Genomic DNA, 21971 nt, shown 5'->3' on the forward strand with positions numbered 1-21971 from the left:
TCGTCATTTACACAAAATTATTGACGCTCCCATTATCGTCTTTACTTGTAATTGTTTTATAAGCCAAATATAACATATAACCTACACCTAAAATGGTTAAAGGTGCTTTAATCATTGGCAAGAGGTTTATAAGCAAAAGGTAAAAAAAACTACACAAAAATGCGAGAACAAAAAATCCTACGGCGACTCCAAAACAAAATTTAATTGTTTTTATAAATCCGTATTTATTTGCAAAGGACATTGCCATAAAATTGTTTGGACCAGGAGTAAAACTACTAACAATAACAAACAACAAGAATGGAAATAATGGCACTTTTAAAACTCCCCTCTCTATTTGTATGCTATAATGTATAAAAAGGACAATATAACATATTTATGTTATATTTTACATGGTGGACGTTATATTGTAAATTGAGTAGAGGTGATTTTATGGAAGAAATTCAAAAGATTTTGGCAAGAAATTTAAAGGCTATCAGAGAGAAAGAGAAACTTAGTTTAGAGAAAGTCTCTGAACTAAGTGGTGTCAGTAAAGCTATGATAGGACAAATTGAAAGGGGGGATTCGAGTCCAACCATTACAACTATTTGGAAAATTGCTAATGGATTAAAGGTCTCCTTTACTACTCTTATTAATGTTCCTCAACCTGATGCTAAAGTTGTTTTGCGAAGTGAGATACAAGTATTATCTGAAGACAATGGAAGATACAAAGTTTTTCCCATATTTCCCTTTCAAGAAAATAAACGATTTGAAATTTACTCTGTTGAAATTGAACCAGAGGGGAATTTAAATTCAGTTGGACATAGAGATGGGGGAGAGGAATTTATTACTGTTTTTGATGGAGAAGTCATTATTACTGTAAACGACTGCAATTATAATCTAAAGAACGGTGATTCAATTAGATTTAAGGCTGATAGACCTCACACATACTATAATTCTGGGGATAGGTTAACTCGTCTGAGTATGACAATATATTACCCAGACTAATACGCATTATGGGATATTAGGACCAATGTAAAATAAGATGGAGTGCTATACTTTTCTTCTTCAAGTAACGGATGCTTGAGTTTAACACGGGGGTTGCTGCGGCAATCTTTTTCTTGATAGGGTTGATTGGAAGTAGGAATTATTAATGCAGAATACAATTCGTATATTGTCAGAAAAAGATTTAGAAGAAGTATCAAACATTTTTACCAATGTTTTTAGCTCCAATCCTTGGAACGAACCTTGGAGTTTTCAAACATCTTACAAACGATTGTTAGATATAAGTAAGACTCCTGGCTATATAGGAATAGGTTATTTTAATTCTAATAATCAAATGATTGGCTTTTTAGTTGGAAATGAAGAGCAATGGGCTGATAGCAAGAACTTTTACATAAATGAAATCTGCGTTCTAAATAATATTCAACAAAACGGGGTTGGTACAAGTTTACTAAAATATTTAGGGAATATCCTTACACAGAGAAAAGTTGATGCGGCATATTTATCAACCGAGAGAGGCGAAGGAAAACCGGAGTTATTTTTTAGAAAAAATGGCTTTGTGACAAATGGATCTCGAATATTAATGACAATGAACGTTTCTTGAATTAAATACATAAAAACTTTAATTCTTCTTCAGCGAACGGGTGCGTTGATCCAAGAAGGATTAACGCTCATTTAATGCCTGAAAAGGCAAACCATACCAACTTCAATGAAGGAGAGCATTGGAAGTTTTATGTATGGAGTGACTACTTAGAGATTCGGGAACTCTCAATAAATTAACGGTTAAACCAGTGGTATTATTAGAGTAGTAAGGTAATTTACTTTCTGAATAATTGATAAATAAGGTAAATTAATATGGAAGAAAAATTTACAAAATGGGATAAAGAGAAATGTATTGCAGAACTGAAAAGACTATATGGAGATCATGGGATACTTAATGCAACAGCCATCCATCATTTAAGAGGTGTGGCAATAGTTTATTTAGATTTTATTTCAAATATAAAGGTTAATGGAAATTCCTTAAAGGTAGAGGAATGGGAAGAGTCATGCCACGGATTAAAAGAAAAATTACAGACAGATTTAGAAGTGGACTTTGAGGAATATTGTACAGCTAAAAGCCTATATAAACAGTGGGAACTGCTTTACGGAGAATCACAGAATTATCAAGAAAAAGTTGAATCTGATGTTAGAAAGAAGTCGCCAATTCACCCTTTTATGGGGGAGGATTTATGATTTGTCCGGAGGCTGAAAACAATGATGGTCTACTTGATATATGCATCGTTCAAGAAATGTCAAAATAGGAATTTTTACGAGTTTTTCTGGCTTTTAAAAGAAAGGACACGTCCTCTCCCTTTATTAAGATCATAAAAGGAAAAGAAATAAAAATCCATTCTTCTACTCCACTTTTGGTACATGGAGATGGGCTTCTTAGTCATTGATTCGAATCAGAGTCTGCTAAAAGCACGTCTATTTCAGCTGCCGCACGGTCCAAGCCATCCTTAACAGACAATTCACCCGCAAATATTCTATTTAAATAATCAGTGTACACTTTATCGATTTTACTCCAGTTCTTGACCGGGGGCCACTGAAAGGAATTCTCCGCAGGCTCCATAAAAGGATTGAGGTAAGAATTCGGAGTTACTTTAAAAGCTTTGGCAGCCTCCAGGTTGGTCGGTATCAATCCGGTTTGCGCCATGATAAGCTGCGCTTCTTTTCCCGTCATCCACTTCATAAAAGTCCATGCCTCATCTGGGTGTTTGCTTCCCTTCATAATAACCATGTTTTCGCCGCCAATAATTGAAGCAGAACCATTACCATGTGGAAACGATACGGGAATGGTCCGCTTTAAGGTACGATCCAATTCCGTTTTATTCAATAAGCTGTAGAACCAAGGGCCATCATCGGTCAAAAGTGTATTTCCGGCTTTTACTCGTTCTAAATTTTTGCCGTCACCTGCCTTTTTCGGGAGATCAATGAGTTTTTCCTTGTAAAGGGCAGTTAACTGCTCCACTGCATGGATGGTTCCTTCCCCGTTTAAATATCCGGAAGCCTTATGGAACTTTTTATCGGTTAAGGTCCCTCCAAGGCTGTAAAGGTATGGAATTGTATTCCAAGGTTCCAATCCTCCAAGTCCGATGGTAAAGCGATGTTGGCGGGCAATCTCCAGAACTTCTTTCATTGTACTTGGCGGCTTGGAATAGCCTGCCTGTTCAAGAAGCTCACGGTTAAAAATGGCAGCCTTCGTGTAGATGTTTAGCGGCAGGGAATAATATTCATTTTTATAGAAGCCTACATCCATTGCCTTAGGATTAAACCTGTTACGAATATCTTCAAAATCCGTGAACCCGTTTAACGGTTCAAGAAGCCCTTTAAGTGAAAACTCAGGAACCCAGGCGATATCAATCCGTACCACATCCGGACCTCGGTTGGAAGAGGCTCGTGCTATTAAGGTATTCTTTAATTCATTATTGAAAGCCAAGTTTATAGTCTCGACCCGAATGTTGGAGTTCTCCTGCTCAAAAGCAGGAATTAACCTCTGCTCCAGAAGCTGGGTTTCTTTGTCGTTGTAAGTGTGCCAGAATGTAATAACGGTTTTGTCACGATCCTGAAGAGTTTGAACCTTCTTTGGATCGGAGATAATGGATGGACTTCCACACCCAGCCAGCAATACTAGAATTAGTATTAAGGATACCCATCGCCAACCCATAATGTAAACCATCCTTTCTTAATCAATTGATAATCTTACCGCCTTATGTTTTTCCCTGTATTCTAGTGGGGTTAATCCGGTTATTTTCTTAAATACTTTACTGAAATATTTTACATCTTTAAAGCCTGCGGCCGTAGCAACATCGTAAATACGGCTTTCATTTTCCGTCAAGAGCCGCTTCGCTTCCCTAATGCGCAGTTCGATTAAATGGTCGACAAAATTTCGATTGGTGTGTTTTTTAAAGTAAAGACTAAAATAACTTTTACTGAGGTGAACTACATCCGCGACACTCTGAAGCGTTAGGTTCTCTGTATAACGGGCAGTAATATAATCCAGCGCCTTTTTAATTAGCTCCTCGTCGTATCCCTTATCCGACAATTTTGGCATAAAGGGATTCCTGATTTCTTCCAGTTGGCTAATTAAAATGGATACCATTTGTTCCAATGTCTCGGCACGGTAAAGCAGATTATGTTGTTCAGGGAGCAATGATTCCGATTCCGCATGCAAACTGTAAGCGCCCGTAAGAAGGCTGGACGCCTCTTGCTGAACATCTTCCGGATAAAGTGATTCATCATTCCAGTAATCAAGTGCATAATCAATTGCAGATGAAATCGGATCGCCATTGCGGATCATTTCGAAGAAAGGCGTCCAATTATGCTGCTCCTTTTTGTCCATTAAGCTTTTTTTTTCATATGTTTCGGAACTATTCATATAATACACGCCGCCCAGTCCTTTGAAAAACCTCTTTTCGCAGGCTGAACGGCTGTTGGCAAACCCATTAAGAATACTGCCTATACCTTGCTCTGTTACGAGACCGGCTGACATTGAAATGCCCCATTGCTTTTTAAGTGCCTGCTTCCAACCGAGGATAACCCGCTCGGCTTCCCTATCGTGATCTGGTAAAATGAGAAACATGCAGCTTTCCTCTACAATCAGTGCTGCTCCTTCCTCTGTTTTCTCATAAAACAATTTTTGCCATTCCTCGAATATGTACTGCATATACAGATAGCCGTGATTTTCTTTCCATTCCTCCGCTTTATCTAGCATAAGATAGACGCAAGCATAGGAATTTTCCAACCATGGCAGGGCCAAATCGGTTGACGAAGGGGATGTATCCTCTTGTACTATTAATCTTTTAATTTTCTGTTCAACACTTTTTCGTTCTAGGTAGATGGCTCCCTGTTGGTAATAATTCAGTTCGGAATCTTTTTTGCGTTCTTCCTCCAGCATAGAGATACACCGGCGAAGGACGGCGAGAAGGTCCTCTTTTTTCAGGGTTAGCTTTAATAAATAATCGACAGCGCCCAGCTTTAGCCCTTCTTTTACGTATTCAAATTCACTGTAGTTGCTGATTAGGATCACTTTTAGCCATGGGTAAAGCTCTAGTGCTTGCTTCATGAGTTCAATGCCGTTGGTTAAAGGCATTTTAATATCCGTAATGAGAATATCATAGGAACGCTTTTTAAGAGCAGCAAGTGCTTCGGCGCCATTGGCGTATTGGTCTTCAACCGTTACCCCTTCCTTTTCCCAATCAATAAAGGCGCTGATTCCCTTGCGGATAATAGGCTCGTCGTCCACGATAAGAACTCTATACATATTATTCCTCCGGTTCTGCTAGTGCTTAGTGGCTGATTCTACTATTTTTTTTAACAAAATGCGCACCGTGGTACCTTGTTCCGGCCCGCTTGTGATGGACCATTCCCAATTTAGGGCATAATACAACCTCAACGTATCAAAGATATGGCGGAGACCGATACCGATTTCCCCATTTTTGACAGCAGTCTCCGGATCGTTCAATTCCTTCAACTTATCATTTTGGATGCCTAAGCCGTCATCGTTTATAAGAAATTCTAAATCTCCGTTATTTGAATGAATTTTTATCGAGATTCTGCCGTCCGTATTTTTCGGCACGATGCCATGGAATATGGCGTTTTCAACCACAGGCTGCAGAAGCATGCGAGGGATAGGGAGTATTTCTGTCCCCGGTTCAATGTCCAGTTCAAGATTGAATTTTTTTTCGTAGCGAAGCTCCAAAATGACCAAATACTTCTGGATAATATCAAGTTCCTCTCCCACCATAATGATGCTGCCGCTTTTTCCCATATTTGCTTCCAATAGATGAGTCAGTGCCGACAATACTAGAGAAGCGCGGTTGTTTTGATTCGAATCAATAAGCCATCGGAGGGTGCTTAGTGTATTAAATAGAAAGTGTGGATGAATCCGGTGAATAACAGCCCGAAGTTCGGCATGATGCTTTTCACTCTGCTCACTTTTGACCTGTTGCATCAAATTTTCGATTTCATCAATCATATTGTTAAACTGCTTACTCAAAAAGCCAATCTCATCAGAGGAATTAACGGCCGTTCTTACTTTTAGATCACCTTGCTGAACGCGTTGCATGATCTGGGTAAGTTGTTTTACAGGCTTGGTCACCCGTCCGGCAATGAAAAGCCCAATGCAGATTGCAAGCATGGAGAAAACTCCGGAGGAAAATAATATCCATGATTGAAGACGGTCCAACTGTCCGCTGATTTCATGGATAGGAACGGTACCAACAAGCATCCAGCCGTTGCTAAGCGGCTCCTTAACCCCGTAATAAGGGACCCCTTTTACTGTAAATTCGAATTCTGCGTGGTTGTCTCCTACGACATGTCTGAACAAATCGGGATTCTCCACCTTCTTGTTGATCCTATCGAGATGGGAATCAATCATGATCCTTCCTTCGTTATCAACTACAAAAAACTTTCCTGTTTTTCCTAGTTTCAAGTGCCCAATCGTGTTAAGAATGGACCGCCCGTCCAAATGAACCTGCACCAGTCCAATATTGCTCAGCGTGTCAAAATCTTTCAGAACCCTTCCGACGGGAAGAGTCAAGTCCGTATTGTTCCCTCCGCCGCTGAAATCGTCATACTGAATACCTTGCCAAACCAATTCTCCATCTTTTCGTTTAGCTTCCTTCACCCATTCCTGGTCGGAGAGGGGTATATTCTTAAATCTGGCTTCAGAAAAAGTACCACTGCCCCAACCGCTGCCTTCCTCTTTTAATACATAAACAATTTTGACGAAGGAATTGGAGTAGACAAAATTATTCAGCAAGGTATTTATGTATTGAGAATTCCTTGTCTGTTCGTATGGGGTACTGCTCTTCAATTGTAAAGCAGCTCGCTGAATATTCTGGTCGCTGCTAATGAAATCAGAGGTGTCAATTCCAACGTTAAATATAAAAGAAAGAGACTCCCCAGTCTGTTTGGCAATTTGAATGGTGGACTTCCTCACGTTCTTCTTCAAGATAGAATTAGATTCCCAGTAGAAAGACAGAGAAATAAAAAGTGTCGAGATTAAAATCACAAGTAGAAAGGCCACTGTAATTTTAGATGAAAAGCTTTTGGATAATAAAAATTTTCGAACCATAATACCTCGCCTTATTTGTTCTTACTTTATAATAGTACAGGTTTTGGGTTGTATTTCATCAAGGAATATTTTGGGAATATAATATTTACCTCCTTTAATTCAACTTCATTTTATCATCTTTTTGACTGTAATATGGGATGGTGTTTTTTTTTGAATGAAGAGCGAAAAATAGTCTCCCGTCAAAATTCTCCATATAAAAAGAATTAAATAACATCCAATATTTTAAAATAAATACATATTGAGGATAAACTAGGTTTTTAAGTGTAATTTTTTAAGTTAAACAATATAAATAAGAGGTTGACAAACCAGTGTTGATGCAGGAGAAGAGTATAGTCCTATAGTTCCCTCGGGCTATACTGGCCTTGAATTCTCCATCTTTTTGTTGGAAACACGGTCTTATCCACGCGAATGAAAAATCAAGTTCAACGCTATTACAACTCTATTTAAAGTAAACTTGGCACGCATTTTTGGAAACGTATTCAGATTAGTCAGGATTTTTTCCCCATTGTTCATACCATCTATGGCTGTTAATTTGGAAATGGGTAGGGAAACCGGGGTTACACTCGGTTGAAATAATGATGTGAGAGGGGATGTGGACTAGGAAGAATAAAGAAGCTCAAATTTGTTAAGTCAAAAGCAGGGCTACCGAAGTACAGGCGAAGTTGAAAGTAAACAAGTAACAGTATTGGGATTTACAATTATTTAAACGAGGTGGAAACATGAACTTATCGAAAAAGTCATTACGAGTTTTAGCAGGTATTACACTTGCAGCTACTGTTGGTTTAACAGCGGCAGCTCCCAATGTTCTGGCCGTTACTCAACCTGAGGCTGACACTCCTTTAGTAAAGGAAAATCTTCAAAAGCTTTCTGTTCAAGGAGTTATGAAGCTTCCAAATGGTGTCAAGTTAGACCTAGGGACAAATGAAGCCTATATTCGTCTATTTGACAAAGATCTGGTAAAAGTTTCTGTATTAAAAAAAGGTGAGAAAGAATTCGAATCAAGAGGAATTGCCAAAAAGGCTTCCGAGTGGGAAACTCCAGAATTTCAGACAAACGTTAGTGAAGACACATATACGTTAAAAACGGATGAACTTACGGTTGAGATTAAGATGAAGCCATTTGGCGTACGTTTCCTCGATAAGAATGGAAATGTCATCAACGAGGATTATATAAATCAAGACAAAACTTCTGGATATGAAAACGGAAAGCCTTATGTATTCAAGAAAACAGATAAAAATGAAGATTTCTATGGCTTCGGTGAGCAAGCCGGGCTGGAAGTCAACAAACGCGGTGACAGCATCGGCATGTGGAACACAGATGCTTACGCTTATAATAAAGATACAAAATACGTATATACATCGATTCCGTTTTTCATTGGTTTAAAAGATAAAAAAGCGTATGGTATTTTCTTTGACAACACACACCGTTCCAATTATGAAATGGCGAGTGAGTCTGATGATTACTACTATTTCTATGCGAACGGTGGTAAATTAACGTATTACTTTGCCTACGGCCCGGAAGTCGGTGATGTTATCGACCGATACACCGATTTAACAGGGAAAATGGATGTTCCAGCTAAATGGTCATTAGGATTGCACCAAAGTAAATGGGGCTATACTGCGGAAGAAATTGTAAATATCGCAAAAACATACCGTGAAAAGAATATTCCATTAGATACGATGCACTTTGACATCGACTACATGGACGGTTACCGTGTGTTTACATGGAACGAACAATATAAGCAAGCATTAAAACAACTCAAATCAATGCCTGGGTTCCATGCGATTGCCATTAACGATCCGGCAGTTAAGCAAGACGAAAATTACCGTATGTACCAAGAAGGCACGAAAAATGACTATTGGGCGAAAAATGCGGACGGCACTCCGTTCATCGGTCCGGTTTGGCCTGGAGACTCTGCTTTCCCTGACTTCTCTAAGCAAGAAGTTCGTGATTGGTGGGCCAAAAACCAAGATACCTTATTCAATGAAGGGATTGACGGTATCTGGAATGATATGAATGAACCGGCAGTGTTCCGTGATGACGATAGACACGCTCATACAATGCCGCTTGATACGTATTTCGGTACAGAGGACAACAAAATTATGCATACTGAGTACCATAACTTATACGGTCATGATGAAGCAGATGCAACTTATCAAGCATTTAAAGAGCACAAGCCTGGGACTCGTCCATTCGTATTAACGCGTGATATGTACGCCGGTACTCAACGTTGGGCAGCATTATGGACTGGTGATAACGTAAGTAACTGGGAACACTTGCAGATGTCTCTCCCAATGAACATGAACGTCGGGATGTCCGGGGTAGCATTCGTAGGTAACGATATTGGCGGTTTCGCAGCGCGTCCAGATGCAGAATTGTTTGCAAGATGGATTGAAGTTGGTGCTTTCTTGCCGTTCTCTCGTATCCACTATGATAGTGATGCAAAAGCGGAAGTTAAACAAGGTCAAGAGCCATGGGCATTCGGTCCGGAAGTTGAAAAAATCAGCAAAAAGTACATCGAAATGCGCTATCAATTACTTCCATATCTATATAACGAGTTTAAAGAAGCAGCAGATAGCGGTAAACCAGTTCAACAACCGCTTGTTTATCAATTCCAAAACGATGAGAACACTTATGACATCAGTGATCAATACATGTTCGGTGACTCTATGATGCTTGCGCCGGTTGTCAAAAAAGGCCAAACATCTCGTGAAGTTTACTTGCCAAAAGATGCAAATTGGACAGACTACTGGACTGGCAAAGAATACACAGGCGGGCAAACCATTACGGTAGAGGCGCAGCTTGATCATTTACCGATTTTCGTAAAGAACGAATCGATTATCCCAACTCGTGAAGTTCAGCAATACACAGATGAAAAACCATTAACAAACCTTGTGCTTGATACGTACGTTAACAATAATGCTTCGTATACGTTCTATGAAGATGATGGAGCAACAGAAGACTACAAACAAGGTGAATACAACTTAACAGAATTTGATGTAACACGTAAAACAAACTCTATTAAATTCAATCAAAAGCAAAAAGTTAATAGCTATCAAGATTCTAAACTACAGCAATATACGTTAAAACTAAATAACGTAGAAAAACCATCTAGAATTCAAGCTGGCAACAACAAGTATCAAGAGGTTGGTTCATTAGCAGATGCACAAGGGAAGACAAATACCTTCTTCTATGATACAAAAGCAAAAGTTCTTTATGTAAGCATTCCAGCTGATGAGAAGAAAGAAGTTCAAATTCGTTAAGGCAATAGCGTGCATGCTAAGGGAGAGACGAGTGTGAAGTAAATAAGTAATAGGATAGAAGGGACTAACCGGCATGTTAGTTCCTTCTTATCTATATTCCTATAAGACTACCAACCCTAAGGAATAGGGCTATATAGTCTAAAACGATAGAAATGGGGGGAGCACTTTGAAGAAAGTAAATAAAATTACTGCAGGAATCATTACCGTATCATTGCTGGCTGTTCCATTTGTATATCCTGGACATACAACATTAGCGGCTGCAATAAAGAATGACCAAACTAAAAAAGTTAGTCTTCAAAATTTAACTAAAGAAACAGGGCAACAGGAAAAATCCGGATGGGATAGAAGCTCATTAACATTTACCGCTGAAATTTTAACTTCAGATTGCATTTCTGCCATGATTAAAAATGACGAGGACTCAAGAGCCATGCAGGGGGAAGTGACATATGAGGTTTACTGGGCAGCAGAAGGCAATCCTAAAGAGGGTAAGGTGGTTGCCACTGGTGCGGTTAACACATTAACTCCTGGTGAAACACAGATATTAACTTATAAACCGGATCACCTTGTGGGTGGAAATTATATGTTTAAAGCCTATCAGCGTCCTAACCACCCAGGAAAGGGAGAGTTGTGGAGCGAGTCGATAACGGTTAAAGAAAATACCGATTTGAATGAACAAGTTCAAGCTCAGCGCCCGCTCGATCAGTTTTTTAATTCCAGCATCAATAAGGGAACAGCCACGTTTACGGTGCCTGAAGGGATGGATTCAGTCAAGATTAGCTTTACAAGCTATACTTATCCTGAAGGAACCGTTCCTCAAGAAGACGGCAAACCATACGAGGGACAGATAAGCTTCGATAATGTAACAAAAGTATATGGCCCAGGTACTTATACAGTTGAGGTGGATTTGCCGAATGGATACTGGCAGACGGATCTTTATCTAGGACCTGAAATTGAAGAATTGATGGAAAGCGGACATCCGATGGATAAAATTATTGATGCAGATTATGGATACAAAAATTAATTAGTAACTATTTCATCTGTCCAAATTCCTGCTTGACTTTGGACAGATTCTAAATTGATTTTTTCTCGGTGGTTTATTATAAGGAGTTTGATTGTATGGTATCAACAAAGAAATCTATCATCTTGTTTGCTATTTTATTGTTATTCATTATCACCGTAGTTGCAATGAAGTCTTTCTTTTTTCCAAAGCAGCTCTTAAAAAAAGAAGAAAAGGAAATTATTCAAAGTATAACAACTGATAAAGCTTCGTATCAGCCAAATGAGCCAGTTCATTTTACAACTAAATTAGCGGGTAAGAAATCCGATGGAACGTTAAAAATTACCTATTATCACTTAAATGACATCATCTCTCAAAAAAAGATGAAAGTAGAAAAAAATGAGGTACATTGGACATGGAAGCCGTTAAAAGAAGATTTCAAAGGATATTTAGTTCGTGTACAGTTTGTTTCAGAAACCGATCAAGATCAGCAAACCATTGCAGTGGATGTTTCAAGCGACTGGTCTAGATTCCCAAGATATGGGTTTTTGTCAAGGTTTGAAGATATGCCTAGCGAAGATATGGAATCTGTAATTTCTAAACTGAATCGTTTTCACATTAATGGATTGCAATTCTACGATTGGCATTATAAACATCATCAACCTATTAAATTTGAAAACAATGAGCCTGCAGTCTTTTGGGAGGACATCGCCAATCGGCCTGTATCGCTGCAGACAATTAAAAGATATATCGATTTTGCCCATGAACGAAACATGAAAACGATGGCGTATAACCTTTTATATGGCGCGTTTGCCGGAGCTGAGAAAGATGGTGTTAAAACAGAATGGCGGTTATTTAAAGACCAGCAAAGAAATGCCACTGATTACCACCCTTTACCTGACGAATGGAAAAGTGATGTGTTTCTCGTCGACCCATCTAATCCTGAATGGCAGAATTTTATTATAGAACAACAAAAAAAGGTGTACAAAGATCTTCCTTTTGACGGCTGGCACATTGACCAGCTCGGTGACCGGGGAAATGTGTATGACTGCAACGGAATTCCAGTGGCATTGGATGAGTCCTTTCAGGGGTTTATTTCTAATGCAAAAAAAGAAATGCCGAATAAACGTTTAGTTATGAATGCTGTAAGTCAATATGGACAAAAGCAGCTTGGTCAAACTCCTGTTGATTTCTTATATACGGAAGTATGGGAACAAGACAATTATTATGGTGATTTAAAACGTATTATTGATGAAAACAATTGGTACTCCCAAGGGAAATATAATACCGTTTTAGCCGCATATATGAATTATGACTATTCCAATCAGCCAGGAACATTTAATACACCTGGTATTTTACTTACAAACAGCGTTATTTTCGCTTCTGGCGGGTCCCATTTGGAACTGGGTGAACACATGCTATCAAAAGAATATTTTCCTCATGAAAACTTAAAAATGGATCAACTTCTGCAAAGCGAGCTCTTACATTATTATGATTTTCTTGTGGCTTATGAAAACTTGCTTCGAGATCACTTACATGAAGTGCCGATTACAATTCATTCACCTGATTGGGTACATTTTTCATCCCAACCAGAGAAAGGGAAAGTATGGACATTTGCGAAACAAAAAGCAAATAAAAAAGTCATTCACTTTATTAATTTCTTCGATGCTACAACAATGGGATGGCGAGATACAAATGCAAACCAAGTAGAACCCCAGGACCGTAAGCAGTTAACCGTGCAACTTGAAGAAACCCGGCCTATTAAAAAAGTTTGGTTAGCTTCGCCTGACCAGCAAAACGGTGTACCTAAATCTCTTAACTTTAAACAAGAAAATAAAAATGTCACATTTACACTTCCAAGTTTGAAATATTGGGATATGGCTGTGATAGAGTACGAGAAATAACCGCTAAGGCCGGAAATTTTAGATTAAACGAAAAAAGTTTTTGATATCCTGTACTGAAAAAACTTTTGAATATAATGGGAGTGTTTTTAAATGAAAAAATGGTTAGTTTTCCTTGGAATCGTCACTGGAGTTCTTTCTCTTTCTGCATGTAACTTTGGTGCTTCGGTTCCAATTGTCCAATCCAAGGCGGGTGATATTACCAAAGAGGAATTTTACGACGAATTAAAGGCTCATGCAGGGGACAAAGTTTTAAAACAAATGATTGAAACGATGCTTCTTAAAAAAGAATATAAAGTAACAGATAAAGAGATTGATGAAAAAATCAAGGAATATAAGAAGCAATTCAGTGGTGATAAAGGCTTAAAACAGGCTCTTCGGCAATATGGAATTCCGGATGAGCAGACCTTTAAAAAAATGGTTGAACGGGAGTTATTGGCAGAAAAAGCGGCAACAGACGGAATTAAAGTTTCCGAGGAAGAAATGAAAAAAGAATTTGAGAATAGATATAAAGAAGAAGTAAAAGTAAGTCACATTCTTGTTAACGATGAAAAAACGGCGAAAGAAGTAAAGGAAAGGCTTGATAAGGGCGAGGATTTTGCTCAACTTGCCAGCGAACATTCAATCGATCCTGGTTCGAAAGACATTGGCGGTAAACTTGGGTACCTTATAAAAGGGGATATGGTTCCGGAATTCGATAAAGTTGCATTTTCACTTGAAGTCAATAAAGCCAGTGGCCCTGTAAAAACACAATATGGTTATCACATTATTAAAGTCACAGATAAGAAAACAAACACGTTTGAAGATAAAAAAAATGTAATTGAAAAAGAACTTAAATATCAAAAAGCCAAGCCAATTAATACGTTAATTGCCGAGCTTCAAAAAGAAGCAGACATTAACATCAAAGATAAAGAGTTAGAAAATGTATTAGAAAAATGAAATAAAAGCAAAAATTTCTAAATCTATATTGATAGTATTACTCTCAACAAAGAATTAAAAGGCTGCGAAGCATTTCTTATGAAACCCTTGCAGCCTTTTTATGTTTCTATAACACACAATGCATTTTATTATTTTGAATTATCCGAAATTTAACATAGTGATATGAATCCTAGGGGAGAAGAATGTAATGAATTTACTGAGAAAAGGAAATAAGGAACCTATTAAAGAACTTAACCGTTCTCTCGTAATTGATATGGTTCGTCTTCAAGGAAATCTCTCACGAACTGAAATAGCTAAAAAGACCGAACTGGGGTTATCAACGATTACTAATATTATAGATGAACTCATTAAGGACAACCTTGTTTCTGAAATTGGAACTGGAGATTCACATGGTTCAGGAAGCCAGTGTTATTAAAATTTAACAGAGATTACGGCGTTATCGCTGGTCTCCTTTAAAATAAACTAAACGGATTGAATAGCACAATCCATTTATATCACAATATATGTAAAATTGCAAAATGGCTATTCTTTGGTGTAGATGGAATAATTACTAAAAATGATCCGATAGAACAAAAAAACGGATTAAATAGAATGATCTAATTGCGAATGCAGTCATTTTCCAAAATGTTATTGATATAACGATGATTTTTATGGCAACTTAAAAGGGAAGATTATCGATTCTCACGTGAAAATTTGGAAATGTTGAGTCCGTAGTGTCATCATTTCAGCAGATAATTACCATATTGCAGAAGTAGATCATATTGATCCAAAAGGGGTTTCTTGGGTGGATATTTGGAAAAGTGATATAAAAAGAGCATATAAAAACAACGGTTACGATTTTAAAAAAAAAAGCATTTTTAAGGCATTTGTATTCAGGTGTTGGCTGGACAAACTGGAAAGAGATAGAAACCACAGCATGGGCGCAAGCAAAAGCGAACGCTACGCAGTTAGTTGCAACAAATGCCAATACAATGTATATCAGAAATATGACAGGCGGTGTTTGGAATGCTTGGAATAAGTTTGGTAGCGCCGAGGCATTCGAATTTTAATCACAACCATCTAATAATGCTAACCTGCGCCTGTAGTGCAACAAGTAAAAGGCTGCCAACAGCCTTGCCTTTTGAACTCCAGCACCCGTTATTAGATCATTAAAACAAAATTAATAAAAATAAAAAATTCCAGACAAACAATCGTTATAAGTAAACTTCTTTTGGGTCATTAGAGAGTTCTTCAATAGAAAGAAAATCAAAACGGACATGCTGTTCTTTGCCTTGAGGACTGCAAGCGTATAATCCTGCTAAAATAGATGAATCAACTGGAATGTCTAAATGAGCGATTCGAATCTGTCTCCATTCTTCTCCATCCCAAGAGAAATCAACATAACAATTCTGAGCAATCTTAGATATTCGAAAGTATAAATTTACGTCTATACACTCTACATATTGTGTTGACCAATCTGAAAATCCTCGATTTGTAACTACTGCCCCTAATTTACTTAACCCATTTGGTATGTACTCTAATGAAGTTTTAACCCACATGTCCTCTGAGAATCGAATCATCAACCCTGCTTGGTCGTACTTTGCCTTTGGTAAAGCTTCGACCTTTGTTGTCATTCTAAAATTCTTTTTTGTTTTTATATAAAGAAAATGGCCATTATCTACTTGAAAACCGTAATGTGTTTTTTGCCAATAATCCGTTTCCGCTTCGGTTTCCAATACAAGTTGAGAATGAGTGGTGTCAATAAACCAGTTCTTAGGTTTACAACGCCATTCGAGTATACTATTCAAATTTTCACTTTCGAATTTTTCATTTAGAATCCATTCTTTTTTCAAAAAAAACACCTCCATATAAAAATGAATTTAAGCTTTTTTTTCATTATACTTCCTTCTTTGACAAACTGTTGCTTCTTTAGTTCAAAGTAAACGTCAAGTAACTCCAAAATATACGACAAAAGTTGTTTATTTTGGAGTTGCTTTTTGTTTGCTTCACTTTTTTTGGGTACTCTGCATCTAGAGGGTAAATCCGTTGACCACGGCAAGACTTTATCGATTTTCTCTTTATTGTTTAAATCGATATTTGGGAGCGTTTCAAACAAATAATGAAGATAATGATAGGGACTTAAACCGTTCTCTTTTGCGGTTTCAACCACACTATACATGATGGCACTTCCTCTAGCACCTCGCTCGAGTATTTAAAAGGCACTCGGATTATTAATCAATTCTAATTTGTACTCCATACCACTTAATTTATTTTCTTCTTTTTTATAATCGTGGATACTTTTCATTTTAGTTTATCAGCCTCCAAAAATGCTTCTCCAGCTTCTTCATAATGGCTTCTAATTCACTCGTTGCTTCACCATACCAATTTATAAACGACTGCATTGAAGAATGTACAATGTCCTCGATATCTGCGTAAGCGTCAAATAATCCCCACCTACAAGTTGTGAATAGCCCATGAGATAATCTCCTTACATCCTACATGTGGAGGTTTTTTCATGAAAAAACAGCTTATCTTATAAAGAAAGAATGGGAAGCTTACATTCAAGACTTTAAAGAAAGTGGATTATCTTATATTCTTCAATTTCTTTTATCAAAGCATCTATCTCATTCATATTATTTTGCATATTAGATTTGGAGCTTATCTAAAAACTCTTTTACAACCCCGACCGCTTTATTTGGTTGCTGCATCCAAACGTATGCATGTATAGATCCTTCAATTTTATAAATTTCATACTCATCTAGTAAACTAATGAAATAATCAAGACTATGCCTAATTTTGGGATTCATCCACTCTTTTTCACTAGGAAGTAAAAGAACAGGACATTTCACTTGCTTATAATATTCCTCAAAGCAGATATCCCAATATTTCAGTATATATTCAGTTCTTACATGGTTTTTATAGAAATGCTCAAAGCTCCCGTCGGCTAGTTCCTCGGCACAGCTTTCAAGGAAGACCCAGAAATGTTCATTCCAAAGTGCCTGTCTGATTAATGGTGCCTTAAAATCCTCAATGAAATCAGCTTTAGTTTGATATCTAGAGAGTTTCCTCTCATTTAGCTGCTGACGAAGCTTGTCCTTTTCCGCCTCGATTTCTACTTTACTGCCATTAAATAACCCATATTCCCCAAACTCGTTATAGATTGCACCTTCACTAACTAATGACAGGACAATCTCCGGATGTGATGCGGCTAAACTAAGCGCAACTTCTGCGCCCAAAGAACTCCCAACTATGTGGCATTTATTAATCCCAAGCTTTTGTAATAATTGATACATATCATTAGCAAAATCATCAATATGATAACCAGTCAAAGGTCGATTCGATTTCCCATGGCCTCGTAAATCAGGTGCAATAATCCGATATTGATTTTGAAGCAAAGGAAAAATACCGTTCCACATTTGTAACGTTCCTCCGCTGAAATGAATTAAAAGTATAGCTGGTTTTTCTTCATTTCCTATAGAATAGCTAACATTAAGTTCTAAGTCATTTTTTAGATTAATTCTTTTTTCGATCATCAACCTAACCAACTCCTATACGTTTTTTTCATAAACTCCCTTATTAATCGTATATCCTCTATTTTCCTTACATCCTTCTAGGAAAAAATCTATCTTTTACTAATATTATTATCTAAAATATCCAGCAGGAGAGTTTATTTCTTCCAGCTGTCAATCAGTTTCTTACCAACTGAACATCGCTGATTGTGAGGGAATGGAGCAGTCAACTTATTCAACAATTTAAGAAAAATCATTTAAAATATGATCAATCAAAAATATCTGGTGACCTTATGATACTACTACTTCTTGGTGAGTCATTTCCACTTCGGAAATCCTCCCCTTTAATTCTTCTGCATGGTGAAGGAGTTCTCCAGGATTGATTTTAATTTCGCTTCCCTCTCCTAAGTATCGCGGTGAATACATAAGCTCTTTATTAGTAAGCATGTTTGTAAGAATGGCAGCTTTCAGGTTTCCGTTCATATCAAATTTATATCTATCGGGAGAGTGGTAAATATTGAGAGTATCTCGGAAGCGGTCGAAAGGGCTATTTTTCTTATCTGCGTTTGCTATTTCATATCTTGACCCAATCATATAAGTAGCGCCGATATGCCGTGTGTAGGCCCGTAATGCTCCAGCTCCAATCGAATCTCTTGGGTCAATGTAGTTAATGATGTCTTTGTCGAACTTACCCTTTTCAGCGTCAGCTTTAATGTTATCAGGCAGTAAATCTATAACACTTGGGGTACTAAAAGTAACAGCCTTTAACCTAAGAATAGCAGCAACAAAAGAGGCCAACGCCCCACCAAGCGAATGACCTGTGGTTGTAATGTTTGCCTTTGGATAAGCATGTTTAATTTCAGCAGCCAGATCTAAAGCTTCTAAAAATTGATTATCTTTGTTGTGATTGAACACACCTTCTTTTAAAGCTACATGATCTACATCAGTTTTAAAATCTTTTACCCCTCTCCCCAGGGGATCATTTCCTTCTGTACCCCGATAGGCAATGATAATTTCATTTCTATTCTTGTATACAGTTGCATCAAAACCAGTCTCTGGATTGGATGGCTTTTTAATCATTTTCCACTCTTCCTTGCGGTCTCCAATATTAATTTTATATACTTCGGGTTGCTTGATTTTATAAGTTTGTTTGCTAAGGCGCCAATAAGTTAAATCGCTGATACCTGTAGTCATAAATTTAATTATCCTCCTAATATTTACTATACTGAATTTAATTAATATTTCCAAAAAGAGGCGGTTTTTTGAAAAAAAGGATAAGGATGTTGATAATTTTGTCATTTTTATTGGGTGTAATAGGTTGAAACAATAACGAAGAAGAGGATAAAGTTGCTAAAAAAGCTAGTAAAGTCGCAGTTGAGTACATAAAGAAAGAGGAAAGCAGAGACCTAGTAGTAGATAATGTTGAATTCACTTCTGCTATCGGTGGTGGAACTGTTTGGGTAGAAAGTCATTACAAAGACAAACCTTCTGAAAAGATCTCAGTTACAATTGACACTGAGAGTTACGAAGTTGAAGGTGTTGGAACATATTAAAATTAGGTTGATGCAGCCCCATTTAATCCTCCTTTAATATCAAGTTTATTAACGACCAAAAATAGCTTGTCGATTAAAGTAAAATTATTATTTGTGAATATTTGTACTTAAAGTAACAAGGTGCTTGAGTCAGGAAAGAAAGGCTGTTGCGACAGCCTTTTTCTTATTTGACTAACGATCAGTTTTATTGAAGAATAAAGTAAAACCTTTGTTCAAAAATTGGTCCATATTCTTGAATAATGGAAGGAATAATTAGAGATTGACTTGAATATCTAATTATTTCAGTAACAGGGTGAAATTTATAAAATAATAGGAAATAGTAAACTAGATTAAATGAAGCAGGGGTTGTCAACGATGATTCAAAAAAGAACATTACATATTCTAAATGGTCAAGCTATGTATAATTTTTTTATAAAGACAAATTTTCTTAAACAAGAATTGATGGTCCCCTTTAACGAGGCTATGTGTTATGGAAACACGTGTAATGATCTATTTTCAAATGAATTCACCGAAATACGTGCGAAGGTCCATCACGTAACACCAGTACAATATACTGAAATCACACTAAAACCATTGCAGCCTCTCTTTAGTGAAAAATTTACTCATATAGCATTATGGTTTGATGCCGATATGTTTTGTCAAATCAATATCCTTACCATTCTGGCTTGGTTAGACCAAGCAGAGCATACAGATGCTATTGATCTTTATATAGTCGATGATCAGTTTGAACCTGTGGGCCATTTTACCCTTAAGACGAAGGGATATTATGCTATTTACAAACAAGTGTTGATTGATAAAGCAATGCCTAAAAATATCTATCCAGGCCCTTTAAAGAAGGGGGTTGAGCTATATTTGAATTACCTTAATAAAGACAGTGATCTTATGCTGTATATTCAAAAGCACCAAGATGTTCCAGAAGAAGAACTTATGTTAGCACTACTCAAAAAATTTAAAGATTATGGGTTAGGAGATACACAATATCTTGAAATAATAATATCTCATCGCCAAAAACATCTATAAAATCCATTTCCTTTATTCTTTTCTATTTTATAACCATTAGTGGAATTGTTACACGATGGATTGTAGATAAATCTCAGTTACTGAACTAACGGGTGCGTTGATCCAGGAAGGATTAACGCTCTTTTTGTTGAACTTCTTATTGAACAAACGGGGCAGGTTCAATAAGAAGGATAAGTTTTTCTTAATGGAGAATATATATTTAGCTTTACGTCTTAGAGGGAGTAAAGCTTTTGTTTTATTTTGGTTCGTAAACGATTGAGTAATAAACTAAAAGGAGTACGTTCTATACAATGAGTGTTTTTAAGAAATTAAGAGACGGGTATGTAATTAGTCACGCAAATCGTATAAAGTTTCCTAAATTTAATCCAAGCAGTTTTATTAGAAAAAGAGTTATTTTTTCTGGAAGAGTACAAAAGGTAGGATTTCGCTTGGAAATATATTGTATTGCTGAAAGAATGAACTTAACGGGATGGGTGAAAAATTTAGAAGATGGAAGTGTTGAGGCAGAATTACAAGGGGAAGAATTAAAAATTTATTTTTTAGTCAATTGTATGCAGTCATTGAAACGAGCATCTGTTAAAAAAGTAACTATGATTGATGTACCTATTAGTGATGATGAAGAAAACTTTACAATAGTGAAATAAAGCATCCGGAATCGGATGGGATTCTTATGACTAACGGGAGGTTAGCTTAAGATGGAATTTATAGTGTTAATCTTGAAATGAAATAAATTGGATGATAAATAAATGGAGTTGGTATAGTTGTATAAAAATAAGAAGCAAATAATAAATCACTATGAGGAATCTATTGACTGGGTGAAAATTTTAACAAATTTATCTGAGGAAAAATGGAGAACTCAAATAGATAAAGGCAAGTGGACTATTGCTGAGATAATTGGACACTTGATACCTTGGGATGAATTTGTTTTGAATCAACGTATCCCCTACTTGCTTAAAGCTACTCAATTACCCAATAGTCTAAATGCCGAATTTATAAATCACCAAGCATCCATCGATAGTAAGAGCAGGCCAAAGGATGAAACGATTAAATTATTTATAGCAGTTAGGAAAAAGCTTATAAATACATTAAATGATTTATCCGATGAGTTATGGACACAGGACTTTATCATAGGAAAAGACAATATTGCACTCTTTAGCTATTTTGCAGGGTTAGTAGAGCACGATGAACATCATTTTAGACAAATACAAAGAGTATTGTGATTAGTATAAATGGTCGTGTTACTTCTATACCAGGAGCTGCAATCATCTCCTATTTTGTTATGGAACATACGGGGCAGGTTAGTTTAACTAGTAAATTCGATTAATACCGACTATTTTAGAACTGGAATTAGGGAAGTGACTAGAAACAATGCAGGAAAGTTTAAAAAGCTTTATGGAAGAGCCTTGGTGGATAATAACTAAAGGTATGTCGGACTCTTTAAATGCCGAATTACAAAAAAAATTATCGTCAGGGCACGTTCTATATGGAAAAGAAGCTGTGGCAGTCGCTAGAAGAGAAGATAATGATGACGTAGTGTATTGGGTCGAAGAGTTAAATAAATATGCAGTGGTTCATTTAACATATTCTAAGGAAAGCTTAAGCAAATTCCCAGTAACAAAGTTGTTCAGCTTGGGTGATTTGGAAGTGTATGTAAAGATATCACAAAAATTTATTAAACAAATGGAGTTAGTATAGTTTCATGGACACGGTTTAG

Annotated in this window: 19 protein-coding genes and 3 pseudogenes; 14 read left to right on the forward strand and 8 right to left on the reverse strand. The window is 37.0% G+C overall.

Annotation, left to right across the window (positions count from 1 at the left end; all coding sequences use genetic code 11):
* Nucleotides 1-40: 40 nt before the first annotated feature.
* Nucleotides 41-313: pseudogene (locus tag D1970_RS01590) on the reverse strand (LysE family translocator); the annotation flags it as partial.
* 116 nt (nt 314-429) lie between these two features.
* Here D1970_RS01590 and D1970_RS01595 point away from each other — a divergent pair.
* The 4 genes from D1970_RS01595 to D1970_RS22680 all read left to right on the forward strand — a co-directional run bounded on the left by D1970_RS01595 (nt 430) and on the right by D1970_RS22680 (nt 2279).
* The gene (locus D1970_RS01595; RefSeq protein ID WP_119111142.1) at nt 430-984 is read left to right on the forward strand and encodes a helix-turn-helix domain-containing protein; all 555 of its coding nucleotides are present in this window, start codon (nt 430-432) and stop codon (nt 982-984) included.
* Nucleotides 985-1129: 145 nt separating this feature from the next.
* Nucleotides 1130-1582: a GNAT family N-acetyltransferase gene (locus tag D1970_RS01600; RefSeq protein WP_119111143.1), complete on the forward strand. Its 453-nt coding sequence runs from the start codon at nt 1130-1132 to the stop codon at nt 1580-1582.
* 251 nt (nt 1583-1833) lie between these two features.
* Complete coding sequence (locus D1970_RS01605) at nt 1834-2211, forward strand: hypothetical protein (RefSeq protein WP_119111144.1); 378 nt, start codon at nt 1834-1836, stop codon at nt 2209-2211.
* Nucleotides 2208-2279, forward strand: coding sequence for a hypothetical protein (locus D1970_RS22680; RefSeq protein WP_246370354.1), 72 nt, complete (start codon nt 2208-2210; stop codon nt 2277-2279). Before D1970_RS01605 ends, D1970_RS22680 begins: the two co-directional genes overlap by 4 nt.
* Before the next feature lie 131 nt (nt 2280-2410).
* On the opposite strand, the gene D1970_RS01615 is transcribed toward D1970_RS22680, so the two are convergent.
* The 3 genes from D1970_RS01615 to D1970_RS01625 are packed head-to-tail and all read right to left on the reverse strand — an operon-like array spanning nt 2411 to nt 6973.
* Complete coding sequence (locus tag D1970_RS01615) at nt 2411-3685, reverse strand: extracellular solute-binding protein (protein ID WP_181213492.1); 1275 nt, start codon at nt 3683-3685, stop codon at nt 2411-2413.
* An 18-nt stretch (nt 3686-3703) separates the two neighbouring features.
* The gene (locus D1970_RS01620) at nt 3704-5281 is read right to left on the reverse strand and encodes a response regulator transcription factor (RefSeq protein ID WP_119111146.1); all 1578 of its coding nucleotides are present in this window, start codon (nt 5279-5281) and stop codon (nt 3704-3706) included.
* 18 nt (nt 5282-5299) lie between these two features.
* Nucleotides 5300-6973 (reverse strand): cache domain-containing sensor histidine kinase, encoded by a 1674-nt coding sequence (locus tag D1970_RS01625; protein ID WP_181213491.1) that lies wholly within the window; start codon nt 6971-6973, stop codon nt 5300-5302.
* Between the two features lie 842 nt (nt 6974-7815).
* On the opposite strand from D1970_RS01625, the gene D1970_RS01630 reads away from it, so the two are divergent.
* The 6 genes and pseudogenes from D1970_RS01630 to D1970_RS23320 form a co-directional block, all read left to right on the forward strand.
* Nucleotides 7816-10359: a glycoside hydrolase family 31 protein gene (locus D1970_RS01630; protein WP_119111148.1), complete on the forward strand. Its 2544-nt coding sequence runs from the start codon at nt 7816-7818 to the stop codon at nt 10357-10359.
* Between the two features lie 166 nt (nt 10360-10525).
* On the forward strand, nt 10526-11380 hold the full coding sequence (locus tag D1970_RS01635; RefSeq protein ID WP_119111149.1) for a hypothetical protein: 855 nt from the start codon (nt 10526-10528) through the stop codon (nt 11378-11380).
* Between the two features lie 95 nt (nt 11381-11475).
* Nucleotides 11476-13260: a glycoside hydrolase family 66 protein gene (locus D1970_RS01640; RefSeq protein WP_119111150.1), complete on the forward strand. Its 1785-nt coding sequence runs from the start codon at nt 11476-11478 to the stop codon at nt 13258-13260.
* Nucleotides 13261-13350: 90 nt separating this feature from the next.
* Nucleotides 13351-14196, forward strand: a complete 846-nt coding sequence (locus D1970_RS22685; protein WP_246370351.1) for a peptidylprolyl isomerase — start codon at nt 13351-13353, stop codon at nt 14194-14196.
* Nucleotides 14197-14383: 187 nt separating this feature from the next.
* Nucleotides 14384-14611 (forward strand): MarR family transcriptional regulator, encoded by a 228-nt coding sequence (locus tag D1970_RS01650; protein WP_119111151.1) that lies wholly within the window; start codon nt 14384-14386, stop codon nt 14609-14611.
* Between the two features lie 98 nt (nt 14612-14709).
* Nucleotides 14710-14907 (forward strand): annotated as a pseudogene (locus D1970_RS23320) (Tn3 family transposase); the annotation flags it as partial.
* Nucleotides 14908-15389: 482 nt separating this feature from the next.
* Here D1970_RS23320 and D1970_RS01665 read toward each other — a convergent pair.
* The 4 genes and pseudogenes from D1970_RS01665 to D1970_RS01680 all read right to left on the reverse strand — a co-directional run bounded on the left by D1970_RS01665 (nt 15390) and on the right by D1970_RS01680 (nt 18878).
* The gene (locus D1970_RS01665; protein ID WP_119111152.1) at nt 15390-16028 is read right to left on the reverse strand and encodes a DUF1349 domain-containing protein; all 639 of its coding nucleotides are present in this window, start codon (nt 16026-16028) and stop codon (nt 15390-15392) included.
* A gap of 155 nt (nt 16029-16183) precedes the next feature.
* A pseudogene (locus D1970_RS01670) lies at nt 16184-16378 on the reverse strand (transposase domain-containing protein); the annotation flags it as partial.
* A gap of 442 nt (nt 16379-16820) precedes the next feature.
* Entirely contained in the window at nt 16821-17708 is an 888-nt protein-coding gene (locus D1970_RS01675; protein WP_246370352.1) for an alpha/beta fold hydrolase, read from the reverse strand.
* A 267-nt stretch (nt 17709-17975) separates the two neighbouring features.
* Nucleotides 17976-18878: a Tle-like phospholipase domain-containing protein gene (locus tag D1970_RS01680; RefSeq protein ID WP_181213490.1), complete on the reverse strand. Its 903-nt coding sequence runs from the start codon at nt 18876-18878 to the stop codon at nt 17976-17978.
* A 713-nt stretch (nt 18879-19591) separates the two neighbouring features.
* Here D1970_RS01680 and D1970_RS01685 point away from each other — a divergent pair.
* The 4 genes from D1970_RS01685 (at nt 19592) to D1970_RS01700 (ending at nt 21952) form a co-directional block, all read left to right on the forward strand.
* A complete protein-coding gene (locus D1970_RS01685; protein WP_119111155.1) occupies nt 19592-20257 on the forward strand; it encodes an AraC family transcriptional regulator in 666 nt (221 codons plus the stop codon).
* A gap of 290 nt (nt 20258-20547) precedes the next feature.
* Nucleotides 20548-20901, forward strand: coding sequence for an acylphosphatase (locus tag D1970_RS01690; RefSeq protein WP_119111156.1), 354 nt, complete (start codon nt 20548-20550; stop codon nt 20899-20901).
* A gap of 117 nt (nt 20902-21018) precedes the next feature.
* Nucleotides 21019-21477, forward strand: coding sequence for a DinB family protein (locus D1970_RS01695; protein ID WP_119111157.1), 459 nt, complete (start codon nt 21019-21021; stop codon nt 21475-21477).
* Nucleotides 21478-21625: 148 nt separating this feature from the next.
* The gene (locus D1970_RS01700; RefSeq protein WP_119111158.1) at nt 21626-21952 is read left to right on the forward strand and encodes a hypothetical protein; all 327 of its coding nucleotides are present in this window, start codon (nt 21626-21628) and stop codon (nt 21950-21952) included.
* Nucleotides 21953-21971: the final 19 nt, after the last annotated feature.

The sequence above is a fragment of the Mesobacillus zeae genome (assembly GCF_003570705.1).
GTDB lineage: Bacteria > Bacillota > Bacilli > Bacillales > Cytobacillaceae > Mesobacillus_C > Mesobacillus_C zeae.